At 69.4% G+C, this 14319-nt stretch carries 13 protein-coding genes and 1 pseudogene; 6 read left to right on the forward strand and 8 right to left on the reverse strand.

What is annotated here, in order from left to right:
- From FGL15_RS08345 to FGL15_RS08355, 3 genes are read right to left on the reverse strand one after another with little or no spacing between them, the layout of a single operon-like run.
- Positions 1-882, reverse strand: a complete 882-nt coding sequence (locus FGL15_RS08345; RefSeq protein WP_079704282.1) for an ABC transporter permease — start codon at positions 880-882, stop codon at positions 1-3.
- Positions 879-1952 (reverse strand): ABC transporter permease, encoded by a 1074-nt coding sequence (locus tag FGL15_RS08350; RefSeq protein WP_240773864.1) that lies wholly within the window; start codon positions 1950-1952, stop codon positions 879-881. The genes FGL15_RS08345 and FGL15_RS08350 overlap by 4 nt, the downstream gene beginning before the upstream one ends.
- On the reverse strand, positions 1936-3576 hold the full coding sequence (locus tag FGL15_RS08355; protein WP_205858711.1) for an ABC transporter substrate-binding protein: 1641 nt from the start codon (positions 3574-3576) through the stop codon (positions 1936-1938). The genes FGL15_RS08350 and FGL15_RS08355 overlap by 17 nt, the downstream gene beginning before the upstream one ends.
- Positions 3577-3692: 116 nt before the next feature.
- Between FGL15_RS08355 and FGL15_RS08360 the strand changes: the two genes are divergently transcribed.
- Positions 3693-4253, forward strand: a complete 561-nt coding sequence (locus FGL15_RS08360; protein WP_079003723.1) for an Lrp/AsnC family transcriptional regulator — start codon at positions 3693-3695, stop codon at positions 4251-4253.
- A gap of 33 nt (positions 4254-4286) precedes the next feature.
- Here FGL15_RS08360 and FGL15_RS08365 read toward each other — a convergent pair whose 3' ends face one another.
- Positions 4287-4670, reverse strand: coding sequence for a hypothetical protein (locus tag FGL15_RS08365; RefSeq protein WP_205858712.1), 384 nt, complete (start codon positions 4668-4670; stop codon positions 4287-4289).
- A 181-nt stretch (positions 4671-4851) separates the two neighbouring features.
- Here FGL15_RS08365 and FGL15_RS08370 point away from each other — a divergent pair, with 181 nt between their 5' ends.
- Both FGL15_RS08370 and FGL15_RS08375 read left to right on the forward strand, forming a co-directional pair.
- Positions 4852-6264 carry an aminopeptidase P family protein gene (locus FGL15_RS08370; protein ID WP_138945687.1) on the forward strand — a complete coding sequence of 471 codons (1413 nt, stop codon included), beginning with the start codon at positions 4852-4854 and terminating at the stop codon, positions 6262-6264.
- A 129-nt stretch (positions 6265-6393) separates the two neighbouring features.
- A pseudogene (locus FGL15_RS08375) lies at positions 6394-7871 on the forward strand (SulP family inorganic anion transporter).
- A gap of 21 nt (positions 7872-7892) precedes the next feature.
- Here FGL15_RS08375 and FGL15_RS08380 read toward each other — a convergent pair.
- Positions 7893-8237 (reverse strand): type II toxin-antitoxin system PemK/MazF family toxin, encoded by a 345-nt coding sequence (locus FGL15_RS08380; protein ID WP_305037126.1) that lies wholly within the window; start codon positions 8235-8237, stop codon positions 7893-7895.
- Positions 8234-8563 carry a CopG family ribbon-helix-helix protein gene (locus FGL15_RS08385; protein ID WP_205858713.1) on the reverse strand — a complete coding sequence of 110 codons (330 nt, stop codon included), beginning with the start codon at positions 8561-8563 and terminating at the stop codon, positions 8234-8236. Before FGL15_RS08385 ends, FGL15_RS08380 begins: the two co-directional genes overlap by 4 nt.
- A 129-nt stretch (positions 8564-8692) precedes the next feature.
- Between FGL15_RS08385 and FGL15_RS08390 the strand changes: the two genes are divergently transcribed.
- Complete coding sequence (locus FGL15_RS08390; RefSeq protein WP_137242962.1) at positions 8693-9778, forward strand: NYN domain-containing protein; 1086 nt, start codon at positions 8693-8695, stop codon at positions 9776-9778.
- Between the two features lie 91 nt (positions 9779-9869).
- Here the strand turns inward: FGL15_RS08390 and FGL15_RS08395 are convergent, their stop codons facing one another.
- Positions 9870-11153: a M18 family aminopeptidase gene (locus FGL15_RS08395; protein ID WP_138945689.1), complete on the reverse strand. Its 1284-nt coding sequence runs from the start codon at positions 11151-11153 to the stop codon at positions 9870-9872.
- 63 nt (positions 11154-11216) lie between these two features.
- On the opposite strand from FGL15_RS08395, the gene FGL15_RS08400 reads away from it, so the two are divergent.
- A complete protein-coding gene (locus FGL15_RS08400) occupies positions 11217-12581 on the forward strand; it encodes an LssY C-terminal domain-containing protein (RefSeq protein ID WP_240773865.1) in 1365 nt (454 codons plus the stop codon).
- On the forward strand, positions 12578-13075 hold the full coding sequence (locus tag FGL15_RS08405; protein ID WP_138945690.1) for a DUF2809 domain-containing protein: 498 nt from the start codon (positions 12578-12580) through the stop codon (positions 13073-13075). Before FGL15_RS08400 ends, FGL15_RS08405 begins: the two co-directional genes overlap by 4 nt.
- Before the next feature lie 8 nt (positions 13076-13083).
- Here FGL15_RS08405 and FGL15_RS08410 read toward each other — a convergent pair whose 3' ends face one another.
- Positions 13084-14301, reverse strand: a complete 1218-nt coding sequence (locus FGL15_RS08410; protein WP_138945691.1) for a DUF429 domain-containing protein — start codon at positions 14299-14301, stop codon at positions 13084-13086.
- Positions 14302-14319 lie beyond the last annotated feature (18 nt).

A 14319-nucleotide genomic window follows, 5' to 3' on the forward strand; every position in this document is an offset into this window, starting at 1 on the left:
TCACAGCGCGCGCCCCTGTACGGCTTCCTGCGACCGGGGGTCGAGGGCGTCGCGGAGCGCGTCGCCGAGGAAGTTGAAGGCGAGCACCACCGTGAGGATGGCGAGTCCAGGGAAGACCGCGATCCACCAGGAGGAGAAGTTCTGCACCCCGTCGGACACCATGGCGCCCCAGTCCGGCGTGGGCGGGACGGCACCGAGGCCGAGGAACGAGAGACCCGACAGCAGCAGGATGGCCGTGCCGACGTCGAGTGTGGCGAGCACGACGACCGGCGACACGACGTTCGGCAGGATGTCCTTGCCGAGTGAGGTGAACGGCCCGTTGCCGAGCAGACGACCGGCGATGACGTACTCGGCGCCCCTGGCTCCGATGACGAGCGAACGCGTCACGCGGGCGTACGCCGGCCACGACACGATGAGCATCGCGATGACGGCGTTCGTGAGGCTCGGGCCGAGCGCAGCGGCGATGACCATCGCGAGGATGATCGTCGGGAACGCGAACACGAGGTCGGCGATCCGCATGATGGTCTCGTCGAGGGCCTTGCCGAAGTAGCCGGCGATCGCCCCGAGCAGCGAACCGATGAGCATCGCGAAGATCACGAGCATGAGGGCGAGCGGGATCGAGACCTGGGCGCCGCTGACGACCCGGGACAGGACGTCGCGGCCCACCTGGTCGGTGCCGAACCAGTGCGCGGCACTCGGGGCCTGCAGCCGGTCGAAGTCCTGGGCGAGCGGGTCGAACGGCCGGATCCACGGCGCGAGCACCGCGACGAGCAGCCAGAAGAGCACGATGACACCACCCGCGACGGCGAGCGGGGTGCGCAGCTGCTTCGAGATGCGGAGGCGGCCCTTGCGCTTGGTCTGGACGGCGAGGACGTCGGTCATGCCACCCTCACTCTCGGGTCGATGAAGCCGTACAGCACGTCGACCAGGAAGTTCAGGCCGATGTACACGAAGCCGACGATGAGCCCGACGCCCATGATCGCGGGCAGGTCGAGTTTGGTCGCCGCGGAGTACGCGTATTCGCCGAGGCCGTGCCACGAGTACACCTTCTCGACGAGGACCGTCCCGGACAGCAGCGACCCGAAGGCGACGCCGAGCACGGTGATGATGGGGACGAGCGCCCCGCGGAGCACGTACCGGGTCACGACGACGTGGCCGGGAAGGCCCTTCGCCCGCGCTGCCCGGACGTAGTCGAGGTCGAGCACCTCGAGGATCGCCGACCGCGCGAAGCGGGTGAGCAGGCCGATCGTGTAGAGCGCCAGGACCGAGGCGGGCAGGATCAGGTGGGCGACGGCGTCGCCGAAGGTCGACCACTGGCCGGCGAGCAACGCGTCGATCGTGTACATCCCGGTGACCTTCGGCGGCGGGATCGCCGCGGGCGAGAGTCGCCCGGAGCCCGGGAACCAGTGCAGCTGGGAGAAGAACACGAAGTAGACGACGAGGGCGAGCCAGAACGACGGCACCGAGATGCCGATGAGGCTCACGACCCGGATGACCTGGTCGGTGATCGTCTTCCGGCGCAGCGCGGCCCACATGCCGAGGCCGACGCCGATGACGATCGAGATGACGATGGCGGTGAGCGCCAGTTCGGCCGTCGCCGGGAAGGCGCGACCGAGTTCGTCCGCGACGGCGCCGCGGGTCTGCTGCGAGGTACCGAGGTCCCCCTGGAACAGGTTCGCGACGTAGGTGACGTACTGGACGGGCAGTGGCTTGTCGAGGCCGGCGTTCTCGCGGAACTGCGCGACGATCGTCGGATCCGCTGCGGCCTGCTCACCGAGCGCCGCCTGCACGGGGTCCGCGGGGACGAGGTTGGTCAGCGTGAAGGTGACGAGCGTCACCCCGAACATCAGGAGGACCGTGAGTCCGAGCCGGATGCCGAGGTAGCGCGCGAGCGGGTGGAGACCCGCTCGCGCGCTGGACGTCGTCGGTGCGACGCTACTTGATTCCGGCAAGATCGACGGTCCACGTCGGGTTCAGCGGAACCTCGGTGATCGTGGTCGCGGTGACCACGTTCTGCGCCGGCTGCAGGAGCGGGATGAACGGTCCGCTCGCGTTCTGCGCCTTCTGGAGGTCCTGGTACGCGGCGGCACGGGCGTCCGTGTCGGTCGCGGCGAGCGCCGCGTTCGCGAGGTCGGTCACGGTCGGGTCGGCGCCTGCCGGCCAGCCCGCGCGGAGGCCGACGAGCTCACCCGGCGTGAACGCGAGGTAGTTCGACGGGTCCGGGAAGTCCGGGCCCCAGTACCAGAGACCCACGGTCTCCTTGCCGTCGCGGTAGGCGTCCAGCTCGGTGGCGACCGGAGCCGGGGCCAGCGTGATGGTGATGCCGACCGACTTCAGCTGCGCCTGGACCGACTCGGCGATGCTCTGGAGCGACAGCCCCTGCACCGTGATGTCGTTCGGGAAGTTCAGCGTGACGGCTTCGCCCGCGTAGCCGGACTCCTTGAGCGCAGCCTTCGCCGCATCGGCGTCGAACTGGTTGCCGTCGGCGGCGTCGAGCGCACCGTTGAAGATCGAGGGGATGAAGCCACCGGGACGGACGGAACCGTCGCCGGCGAGGTCGACGATCTTGTCGTAGTCGATGCCGAGCTTGACGGCCTCGAGGAACTTCGGGTTGCTCGTGATGTCGCTGATCGCGGGGTCCTGGTTGAGCATGAGGAAGATCATGTAGCGCGAGGGGTTCGCGATGATCTTCACCTTCGAGTCGTCGAGCTCGGAGACCTGGTCGGGGTTCAGGTCGAGGGCGACCTGCGAGTCACCGGCCTCGACGTTGAGCTTCTGGGTCGGGCCCTGCACGTTGCGGAGGACGACGCGCTCGTACGCGGGCTTGGTCCCCGTGTACTCGGGGTTCGCCGTGAAGACGACCTGCGAGGCGGCGTCGAAGGACTCGAGCTTGTACGGGCCGGAACCCGCGGAGGTGGTGTTGAGGAACGACTCGGCCGCGTCGTCGGCGGTCGCGCTGCCACCGTTCTCCTCGACGACCTTCTTGTTCACGACGCCGAGGGCCGGGTTCGGCAGGATGAACGGGAGGGCTGGATTCGGCGTCGCCGAGGTGAGCGTGAGGGTCGTGTCCGAGGTCTTCTCGATCGTGACGCCGTCGAGCAGGAAGGACGGGTTGCCCTTCACGCCCTGGACGCGCTGCAGCGAGAACACCGCGTCGTCGACGGTCACGTCGGAGCCGTCGGAGAACTTCTTGCCGTCCTTCATCGTGAGGGTCATCACCGTGTTGTCGGCGTTCATCTCGTAGCTCGCGAGGCCGTCGACGGGGGCGGTGACGTCGTCGCCCTTGAAGGTGAGGAGGGTCTCGTAGAGCGCCTTCGCGACGATCGAGCCGGTCGTCTCGTACTCGCGGTTCGGGTCGGCGGTCTTGAGGTCGAAGGACGCGTCGACGACGAGCGACTTGCCCGCGCTGTCATCGGAGCCACCTGAGGGGAGCAGGCGCTGAGCGCGAGGCCGGCGGCGAGGGCGAGGCCGAGGGCCGCCATGCCGCGCCGGCTCGTGCGGCTGAAGGATCGTGACAAGGTGGAGCTCCTTATCTGGTTGGAGGGATGAGCTGAAAGTAGTGCGATACGCGATCATTCGTCAATCCACAAGCCGTTACCAAAGAAGAATTGTCTCGATTTCGCGGCGAATCTGCCATATCCTCTCAATCGACCGCCAGGACCACCGCTGAATCTGGACGTTTGGAGCAATCGATGCAACTCGACGACACCCACATCCGCATGTTGGAGCTGCTCCGGGAGGATGGTCGGGCTTCGGTCGCCGCACTCGCGGAGGAGCTCGGGATCTCCCGCTCGAACGCCTACTCGCGCTACGAGGCGATGCTCCGCGCCGGCGTCCTGAAGGGGGTCCACGCGGAGATCGAGCCGGCCACGGTCGGGCTCGGTGTCGCGGCCATGGTCTTCATCACGCTGCGCCAGAGCCAGTGGGCGGACTTCCGGGCGCGGCTGTCCTCGGTCCCGGAGCTGGAGTACTTCGCCGTCACGACCGGCGAGCACGACGCGATGATGCTGATCCGGGCCCCCGACGTGGCGGCGATCCACGAACTGGTCGCCACCCGGCTCGCACAGTGGCCGTCCATCAAGGCGACGACGACCGTCTTCCTCATGGACGAGGAGCGGTCGAACGTGTCGCTCCGCATGACGAGGTCCGAACGTACGAGCGTCGAGGACTCCGGCGAGCGCTTCGGCATGACGCGGTTCGTCCGCACGAGCGACGAGCGCGCCCAGCGGGTGCCCGAGCGACGCGGACGCTGACCCGGCGACGGTGGCGTGCCCGTCCTGACCGGTTCAGGCGGCGGCGATCTCCCGACAGACGCTGACGTGGGCCTGCCCGTCCGGGCCGATGAAGTCCTCGGTGAGGACGAACGAGCCGTCCTCGGCGCGGGAGATGATCGAGCTCGCTTCGCCGCGCGTCGTCAGGTCGCCGGCACGGTTGCGGTGCACGAACGAGATGTCGATGCGTTCGCCGGTGCGCACCCCGCAGAACCGTCCGACGGAGACGGTGTCACCGACGTATTCGCCCCAGAGCACGCCGTGCGTCTCGTGGTAGACGAATCGCGTGGGCGCGTCGGCGTCGACGACGCTCGCGGACGACGACACCATGTCGAACACCTTCGCATCGAGGTTGAAGTCGAGCGTGGCGCTGGTGCCGGTGTCGGTGGTTCCTGTCATGCCGTCATTCTGCGGAGGCGTCCGAACAGGTGTCAACCTGCCGACGATCCGTCCATCCCGTCCGTCACCTGAGCCGGTCGGGCAGGACGAAACGACGGATCAGACGGTACGGACGAGATGTTCCGCTGGCTCCGGGCCCCGCAGCTTGACGGCGTCCACCTCGGGTGGCTTACTGATCTCCATGTGTCCAGACAGCCTGCAGTTCCGCGACCCCCGCACCCAGCCACTCCCCCGGGACGACGCGTTCCGCGAGTACCTCGCGACGGGCTGGGGCGCGGTGGACCGGTCCGTCGACCTCGCCGAGGGTGCCGGCGCAGCCGCCGGGCGTCACCGCGACGTCATCAGCGCGCAGTTCCCCGACCGCTGGCTGGTGGTCGCCGCGGGACGCGCCGTGACGCGCGCGAACGACACCGAGTTCCCGTTCCGGCCCGACAGCGACTTCGTGTGGCTCACCTCCTGCCAGGCGGAGGGTGCGGTCCTCGTCATGCGGCCGACCGCCGGTGGCCACGACGCGACGCTGTACCTCGCCGAGCCCGTCGGTCCCGGTGAGGAGGCGTTCTACGCCGACGCCATGCGCGGCGAGCTCTGGATCGGCCCATCCGCCGGACTCCCCCAGTGGGCGGAGGCGCTCGGCATCGATGTCCGCTCCCTCGAGGTGCTCGACGCGGACCTCGCCCTCGTACCCTCTGACGCGCTCCGCGCAGGCGCCCCGGAGCCCCGGGTCGACGGTCGATTCGCGGCGTCGCGAGCGCTCCTCATCGCCCTGTCCGCCGCGAAGCTCGTCAAGGACGACTGGGAGATCGCGCAGCTCCGCGCCGCGGTGGACGCCACGGTCGGCGGGTTCCGCTCCGTGGCACGCGAACTGTCCGCCGCCATCGAGTTCGGCGGCGAACGCTGGTTGCAGTCGACCTTCGAGCGCCACGCCCGCACCTTCGGCAACGGTGTCGGGTACTCGACCATCATCGGCAGCGGACCACACGCTCCCACGCTGCACTGGACGCGCTGCGACGGTCCGGTCCTCCCCGAGCACCTCATCCTCATGGACGCCGGTGTCGAAGCCCGCTCGCTGTACACCGCCGACGTGACGAGGACCTTCCCGGCGAGCGGGTCGTACACCGCGGCCCAGCGCGAGGTCCACGACCACGTCGAGCGGGCCCACCGCGCCGCGATGTCGCAGGTCGGCCCCGGCCGGTCGTTCATCGACATGCGGAACACGGCCTACGAGCAGATCGCCATGAGCCTCCGCGACCTCGGCATCCTGCAGGTGTCGGTCGACGAGGCGATGTCGCCGAACGGCCAGCAGCACCGCCGCTACCTGCCGAGCGGCACCGGCCACCATCTCGGACTCGACGTGCACGACTGCGCCCGCATCGGCGACGAGCGATACCTCGACGAGCCGCTGCAGCCGGGCGCCGTCCTGACCGTCGAACCCGGCCTCTACTTCCACGCGAACGACCTCACCGTGCCGCCGGAGCTGCGCGGCATCGGCGTCCGCATCGAGGACGACCTGCTCGTGACCGCCACCGGCCACGAGGTGCTCTCCGCAGCACTCCCGATCAGCGCGGACGGTCTCGAGGCCTGGTTGCGGGGCTGACCCACGGTTCGCAACTCAGGACGGTCGCCGCGTGTCGCGACGCGCCCTCCGACGCGAGCAGCGACTCGCCGGTGCGTCCTGCCTTGTGAACGCGCCTAGGCTTGCACGGTGAGTCAGCCTGACGCCCCCATGCGCACCGCCGTCCGCCCGAGCCCCGGCGTCCTCGCGACCCTGCGGAACCCCAGGGCCTTCAGCGTCGAGATCCTCGCCGGGATCGTCACGACGCTGGCGCTCATCCCCGAGGTCATCTCCTTCTCGATCATCGCCGGCGTCGACCCGAAGGTCAGCCTCATCGCCTCCGTCGTCCTCGCGATCTCGATGTCGATCCTCGGCGGGCGTCCGGCGATGATCACGGCCGCCGCGGGAGCCGTCGCCCTCGTCGTCGCGCCGCTCGTCAAGGAACACGGCGTGGAGTACCTGCTCCCCGCGGTCGTCCTCGCGGGCCTCATCCAGATCGTGTTCGGCGTGACCGGTCTCTCCCGGCTCATGCGGTTCATCCCCCGCTCCGTGATGATCGGCTTCGTCAACGCGCTCGGCATCCTCATCTTCGTCGCCCAGGTCCCCACCTGCTCGGCGTCCCGTGGCTCGTCTACCCGCTGTTCGTCATCACGGTGCTGATCGTCCTGCTGCTCCCCAAGCTCACGACCGCGGTGCCGGCGCCGCTCGTCGCCATCGTCGTCGTCACCGCGATCACGATGATCGCGCACGCCGCCGTGCCGACCGTCGGCGACCAGGGGGACGTCTCCGGCGGCCTCCCCGGGCTGACCGCGCTGCTCGTGCCGCTCAACCTCGAGACGCTCGGCATCATCTGGCCGACCGCGCTGAGCGTCGCGTTCGTGGGGCTCATGGAAACCCTCCTCACGGCGAAACTCGTCGACGACATCACCGACACGACGTCGTCGAAGGGGCGCGAGTCGTGGGCCCTCGGCGTAGCCAACATCCTGGCCGGTTGGTACGGCGGGATCGCCGGCTGCGCGATGATCGGTCAGACGGTCGTGAACGTCAAACTGGGACGTGCTCGGACGAGGATCTCCACCTTCGTCGCCGGCGTCTTCCTCCTGCTGCTCGTGACCGCGCTCAGCCCGGTGATGGCGCAGATCCCGATGGTCGCGCTGGCCGCCGTGATGATGATCGTCGCCGTCAAGACCGTCGACTGGCACAGCGTGCGCCCGGCGACCCTGCGACGGATGCCCATCCCCGAGACGGTCGTGATGGTGGTCACCGTCGCGGTGGTCGTCATCACCCACAACCTCGCGATCGGCGTCGCTGCAGGAGCCGTCCTCGCGATGGTGCTCTTCGCGCGGCGCGTGGCCCACGTGATCCGCGTCCGCCGGGTCCTCGCGGACGACGCCGCCTCCGTCCGCTACAGCGTCATCGGCCCCCTGTTCTTCGGCAGCAGCAACGACCTGGTCGAACAGTTCGACTACGCGGCCGATCCCGCGGACGTCGTCGTCGACTTCACCGCCTCGCAGATCTGGGACGCCTCGAGCGTCGCCGTCCTCGACGCTGTGCAGGAGAAGTACGCCGCCCACGGCAAGGAGGTCGTGTTCACCGGACTCGACGAACGCAGCTCGGCATTCCACGGGAAGCTCACCGGCCACCTCTGAGCCGATCGCTCCGGCACCACCTCAGAGGTGCAGCACTCGCCGGAGCCCCGCGTCCAGATCCAGTGACAGGGTGACGGGCACCCTTCCGGCGGCCGGACCGAGGTCGTGCTCATCGAGGGTGAGCAGCTGCGTGGTGTTCACGACCGAGTCCTTCGGCAGGCCGGAAGCCGTCGCAGGGAGGAACACGTTGCCCGGGAGCTCGGCGAGCGCCGTGTTCGACGTGACGACCGCGACGATCACGGTCCGGAGTGCGCTCCGCGTGTAGGCGTCATGTTGGACGACGACGACCGGGCGCCGAGCGGCGGGCGCACTCCCCCGTTCGCGAGGGCCGAGATCGACCCACCGGATGTCACCGCGGCGGATCACCAATCGTCTCCGGCAGTGAGTTCGGCAAGGCGGTCGCGTCCGGCCGCGGCGACGCCCCGTGCTTCCTCCGCCGAAGCGACTCCCGCATGCCGCAGCGCGGTGTCCACTGCGGCAGTGAGACCGGCGGCATCGGTCTCGTCGAGATACCGACTCGCCGCCGCCGCGAAGAACTCGGACCGGTTGACACCGAGCTCGGCGGCGCGAGCCTCGACGCGGGTGAACAGTTCATCAGGCAACGAGATGGCGGTCTTCACGAGTGAGAGTATAACCGGGTATAACTCGGGTTGCGACCCTGGGCTGAAGATGTCGACGGCGTGACTGGGCATGCGACCACGGTACGCAGCCCAGGTCGGTCACGGCCTGGCCGGCGTAGCAGCGGTGGAGAGGAGCCCCGCAAGCCGGGCTGTGGAGGACTGAAGTCGCCGATTCGCAGGCCACCAGAGGATGATGGAGTCATGGCAGAAACCGGAACGCCCAGAGTCGCGGTCTACATCGACTTCGACAACATCGTCATCTCGCGCTACAACCAGCTCTACGGGAAGGCGGCGTTCAGCCGGGATCGCGCGCGGTCCCACGTGCCCTCCGCCGCACCCGAAGGCGACGAGATCTCCGAGCGCCTGCAGGCCGCTCGCGTCGACGTGGGCGCCATCCTCGACTACACCTCGTCGTTCGGCAACATCGTCATCAGCCGTTCCTACGCCGACTGGTCCGAGCCGGTCAACTCCGCGTACCAGAAGGACCTCGTGGACCGCGCGGTCGACCTGACGCAGATGTTCCCCACGACGAAGGCGATGAAGAACGGTGCCGACATCCGCCTCGCCGTGGACGTCGTCGAGGACCTCTTCCGCCTCCCCGACCTCACCCACATCGTGATCGTCGCCGGCGACTCCGACTACATCTCGCTCGCACAGCGCTGCCGACGTCTCGGCCGCCACGTCATCGGGATCGGTGTCGCCGGCGCGACGAGTCGTGCGCTCATGGCGGCGTGTGACGAGTTCTCCGACTACGACGACATCCCCGGGATCGTCCGGCCGGTCGTCACGCGCACGCCCCGGACCCCTGCCGCCGTCGAGAGCACGGCGGAGGTCTCCTCGGAGGAGGCGCCGAAGTCCGCACCCAAGTCCGGCGGGCGTCGTCGCGCCTCGTCCGGGTCCACGCCGACGGCCGAAGCACCGGTCGCCCAGACACCTCCCCGCATCGGCGGCCTCTTCACCGAGCCGGTCTTCAGCCACCGCGACGCCGACGACCTGGACGACACCGACGACGAGACCGCGGACCCCTCCGGCCCCGACGCACAGCGTGCGGCGACCGAGCTCCTCGTGCGGGCGCTCCGCCTCGTGCACGCGAAGAACGACGACGAGGACTGGCTGCTGAACGCCGAGGTGAAGAACCAGATGATCCGCATGGATCCGGCGTTCAAGGAGAAGCCGCTCGGCTACCGCTCGTTCAGCGACTTCATCAACTCGCGCTCCGACCTCGTCGAGGTGAACCCTGACGCGAGCCCCGACGGGCGCCGTCTGCGGCTGCGCGAACTGGGCTGAGCCCGGCCCCGCAGCAGGAGATCAGCGTCGCAGCAGGACCGTCCGCCTTCGGGCGTCCTGCTCCCGCGCGGATCTCCTGCTGCGGCGCTGCTCAGGCGCCCCGGAAGAACGCCTGGACCGCTGCGCTCAGAGCGGTCGGATCGTCGATGTGGCACAGCTCGCGGGCGGAGTGCATCGACAGCAGCGGCGTCCCGACGTCGACCGTCCGGATGCCGAGCCGCGTCGCGGTGAGCGGGCCGATCGTCGAGCCGCACGGCACCGTGTTGTTCGACACGAAGTCCTGTGAGGCCACACCCGCGGCGGCGCAGCTCCGGGCCCACAGTGCGGCCCCGAGGGCGTCGGTGGCGTAACGCTGGTTCGCGTTGATCTTGAGCAGCGGACCGCCACCGGCGATCGGCCGGTTGGCCGGGTCGTGTCGCTCCGGGTAGTTCGGGTGGATCGCGTGGCCGGCGTCCGCCGACAGACACCAGGACGCCGCGTAGGCCTGGAGCCGTTCTGACGCCGTCGCCCCCAGCGACGCGCCGATGCGGGTGAGGACGTCGTCGAGGAACGGACCGCTTGCACCGGAGGTCGAGGCCGAACCGAGCTCCTCGTGGTCGAAGGCGGCGAAGACCGTGATGTGTCCGGCGTCGTCGGTCGCTCCCCCGTCGCTCGCGGCCAGCAATGCCGCGAGTCCCGCGTGGACCGAGGTCAGGTTGTCCATGCGTCCGGCGGCGAACAGCTGACCGTCGAGACCGAATCGCCGGGGCTCCTGGGTGTCGGCGACGAGCACGTCGTACCCGGCGATCGCGGTGGGGTCGATGCCGGCGATCGCCGCCAGGTGCGCGAGCACGTCCGCGTGGGCGAGGTCACCGACCCCGTACACCGGCTGCAGGTGGCGCTGACGATCGAGGACGAGACCGTCGTTGGCACCTCGATCGAGGTGCACGGCGAGCTGCGGAATGCGGAGGAACGGGCCGGTCCGGACGAGGTGCACGGTCCCGTCGAGCGTCACCAGACGTCCGGCGAGTTCGAGCTCGCGGTCGAGCCAGGAGTTGAGGAGCGGTCCGCCGTAGACCTCCACGCCGGCCTGCAGCCACCCGTGGGCGCCGGTCGTCGGCTTCGGCTTGAGCTTGAAGCTCGGCGAGTCCGTGTGCGAGCCGAGGATGCGGAACGGCGTCGTGGCGTGGGCCTGTTCGGGCTGCACCCAGGCGATCACCGCGCCCTCGCGTTCGACGAAGAACCGGCCGGCGCCGCCGTCCCAGGACTCGGTCTCGAGCCGCCGGGTGAAGCCGGCCGCCGTGAGGCGCCGAGCACTCTCCGCGACCGCGTGATACGAGGTGGGTGAGGCGACGATGAAGTCGGCGAGGTCGGTGATGTGGGCGACGGAGTCCATCCCATCATCCTCCCACCACCCACGCACCCGGCACGTGGATGCACCAGGCCCTACCCTGGACGGGTGACGAAGACCCGCAGCGACCTCATCGGGCCCGCAAGCGGCCTGTCCGAGGATCGTCGCGGACGGATCGCACGCATCGTCGACGGTTGGTTCTTCGCCTTCGGCACAGCTGCGGCCGTCTTCCTGGCGTACGTGCTGCTCACCGAGGCGTTCGCCCGCGGTTGGGCCCAGGCCTGGTTCATCCTCGTCATCTACCTCGTCATCGCCTACCTGATCCTCCCCCGCCTGCACACCGTGCTGTCGCGCGTCTACCTACCCGACTACTTCATCGGACGCACGCGCACGCGCGAGGGCATCCTCGGTGATCCCGTGAACCTCGGCCTCCGAGGTCGGGAGGAGCAGATCCACATGGCGATGCTCTCGGCGGGCTGGACGCTCGCCGACGACCTCGGCCTGCGCGCGAACCTGCGGATCGTGACCTCGACGCTGACCAGGCGCAGCTACTCCGAGGCACCCGTCTCGTCGCTCTACCTGTTCGGTCGTCCCCAGGCGTTCTGCTACCAGCAGGAGGTCGACGGCAGTCCGGGGAAGCGGCACCACGTCCGGTTCTGGCCGACCCCCGAGGGCTGGCTGCTCCCCGGCGGCTACCAGGCGGATTGGCTGGCCGCCGGGACATACGACCGATCGGTCGGCATCAGCGTCTTCACCCTGCAGGTGACCCACCGGATCGCCGACGACGTCGACGACGAACGCGATCACATCGTCGCGTCGATCGCGGCCGCGGACCTCGGGGCGTCGACGTCCGTGATCGACAACTTCTCCACCGGCTACCACTCGCGGAACGGCGGAGGCGACGCGATCGTCACCGACGGCGACCTGCCGATCATCGATCTCAGCGCCGTGGTCGTGCCGCCGGCGGCGACCCTGCCGGCCGCCGACACTCCCCCGACGCGCTCCCTCATCCGGGCCGGCCACCCGCGGCCCCTGGACACCACCGTCGGTGTGGTCCTCATGGTCGTCGCGGCACTGTCCACCGTGCTCTCCGGTGTCCTCCTGGTCTCCGATTGGAAGCAGGTCATCTCGGAGGCCCGCGCGACGGCCGCGACGGCCGACGACGTCGTCCTCATCCCGTGGGTGGTCGGGGCCGTGCTGGCCCTGTCGGCCGTGGTGACGTTCTGCTACCTCGTCCTCGCCTGGCGGGTCCATCGGGGAGGCAACCTCGCACGCCTGCTCGCCATGACCTTCAGCTCGACGTCCATCGCCACCCTCGCCGCGAGCTATGTCGCCGGCGCCGGCGGATTGACGCTGCAGACCAACCTGATCGGCTTCGCGGTCGACTGTTCCATCATCCTCGCCCTCTCCGGAACCGAGGCCCGCGACTGGGCCCGTGGGCGACAACGACGCACCCGGAGGACGAAAGCATGACCGACGCACCCGACCAGACGGACGAGGGGCCACGCCCCGCCACCTCGCTCAAGCGCGCGCTGCTCCTCGGCGCAGCCATCATCACGATCGTCGCCGGGCTGACGGTGCACTGGTCGGTGGCGGCGGCCTGGGCGAACCCCGTGACCAACGCGCTGTACACGGTCCTCGTCGCGCTCCTGTTGGCCTTCGCCGCGCCGCGGCGTCCGCTCTGGCAGATCGCCCTCGGCGCCTTCGGCTTCTCGGCGGCGATCGAGTTCTTCCAGGCCACGGGGGTCCCTGCCGCACTCGCGGACCAGTGGCCGCCCTCGGCACTCGTGCTGGGCACGACGTTCATCCCGACGGACTTCATCTCCTACGCCCTGGGCGCGGCGGCGTTCCTGTTCCTGTCGCTCGCCATGTCCCTGGTGATCCGTTGGGTTCGCAACGACATCCTCGAGCGACGCGCACGCGCCGATCGGGAGACACGGCGCCGATCGGACTCAGGACCCGCCTGACGGCTGCCCTAGCCGCGAGTCGTCTCGCCGTACTGGACGTGCTCGAGGTCGAAGACGGCCTCCGCCAACGCCGACCTCGCCGCTTCGAACTCGACGTCGTCGGGGTGGCCCACCACCCGCGCGTGTTCGAGGTGCCAGGTGGCACTGCGCAGGAGTTCGACGGTCGTCGGGGCGGGGGAGGGCGCTCGCGTCGAGGCCGCGGGTGACGCGTCGGCGTTCGCCGCTCCGCCGGGGACGAACTCGATCGTGTTCGATTCCTTTGGAGCCTCGGGCTGGGCGTATTCCTTCTTCTTCATATGTCCTTCATCGAGATCGTGGTCTGTCATGGGTTGCCGGGAGATGGACTCCAGTGGCGGCGAAGATGCCTGCCGTGGAGACGAATTGATATATGCCGAGATGGGAATGTTCGGTTTCGAGCGCTGTTCGGGTCGCGCCATGGCGAGGAGCGTCGGGACGCGCCCACGGTCGTCCGGAGCATCCGAGGCGCCGAGGACCTGGAACCGTTCGAGCCCCCAACGGGACCAAGCGGATGCCGTCCACGCGCAGATGGCCGCATCGATGAGGTCCTCGCGGTGCTTGTGCGCCGATTCCTTCAGCGGCGACGGTTCCGCGACGAGGAGCGCCGTCACCGGGTGGGTGTCGAGGTCGAGTGGCGGAGTCGCCGAGGTCAGCGCCTGGAGGCGCGAGACGAGGTCGTCGCAGACCTCCGCGCGGCGTCGCCGTCGCTCGGCGACGGGGAGACCGGGGTCGAGGCGTTTGTAGCGGGGCCGCGCATCCGGGTACCCGAACTCCTCGGCACCCACCAACGTGGTGTGGGGATAGGCCTCGAAGAACACGACGGCATCCGCCGCCGGAGCGCTCAGTCCGTCGAAGTACTGGAACCCCGCCGCCTCCAGCGCCGTGAAGAGCGCGACACCACCGAGCGCGGGCAGGCCGAGGTTCGACGGATAGGCCGAGACCTGCCAGCGCCCGTACCGCTGCCCGACCTCACGTTCACAGAGACGCATGCCGGTCTCGTTCTGGACGAGCAGCGGGGCGTCGACCGCGATCACGGAGCCCGGTGAGGCGGTGGCGACGATCCAGGCGACGACGGCGTCGATCCCCACGGCCCACCCGGCCTCGATGACCGTCCCGGTCTCGTCGATGCACACCAGTCCCGACTCGTTCGCCGCGCGGGAGCCGGTCCCCTCGCCCCAGGCGAGGTCGACTCCGAGGAAGCGGGTCACGAGCGGTTCCTTCCGGTG

The organism is Plantibacter sp. M259 (genome assembly GCF_006065115.1).
GTDB lineage: Bacteria > Actinomycetota > Actinomycetes > Actinomycetales > Microbacteriaceae > Plantibacter > Plantibacter auratus.

Bases quoted from the DNA above. Each gene is read 5' to 3' on its own strand.
- FGL15_RS08355 (WP_205858711.1), bottom strand. From the start codon at position 3,576: ATGATCGCGTATCGCACTACTTTCAGCTCATCCCTCCAACCAGATAAG.
- FGL15_RS08360 (WP_079003723.1), top strand. From the start codon at position 3,693: ATGCAACTCGACGACACCCACATCCGCATGTTGGAGCTGCTCCGGGAG.
- FGL15_RS08390 (WP_137242962.1), top strand. From the start codon at position 8,693: ATGGCAGAAACCGGAACGCCCAGAGTCGCGGTCTACATCGACTTCGAC.
- FGL15_RS08385 (WP_205858713.1), bottom strand. From the start codon at position 8,563: ATGCCCAGTCACGCCGTCGACATCTTCAGCCCAGGGTCGCAACCCGAG.
- FGL15_RS08395 (WP_138945689.1), bottom strand. From the start codon at position 11,153: ATGGACTCCGTCGCCCACATCACCGACCTCGCCGACTTCATCGTCGCC.
- FGL15_RS08405 (WP_138945690.1), top strand. From the start codon at position 12,578: ATGACCGACGCACCCGACCAGACGGACGAGGGGCCACGCCCCGCCACC.
- FGL15_RS08345 (WP_079704282.1), bottom strand. From the start codon at position 882: ATGACCGACGTCCTCGCCGTCCAGACCAAGCGCAAGGGCCGCCTCCGC.
- FGL15_RS08365 (WP_205858712.1), bottom strand. From the start codon at position 4,670: ATGACAGGAACCACCGACACCGGCACCAGCGCCACGCTCGACTTCAAC.
- FGL15_RS08370 (WP_138945687.1), top strand. From the start codon at position 4,852: ATGTGTCCAGACAGCCTGCAGTTCCGCGACCCCCGCACCCAGCCACTC.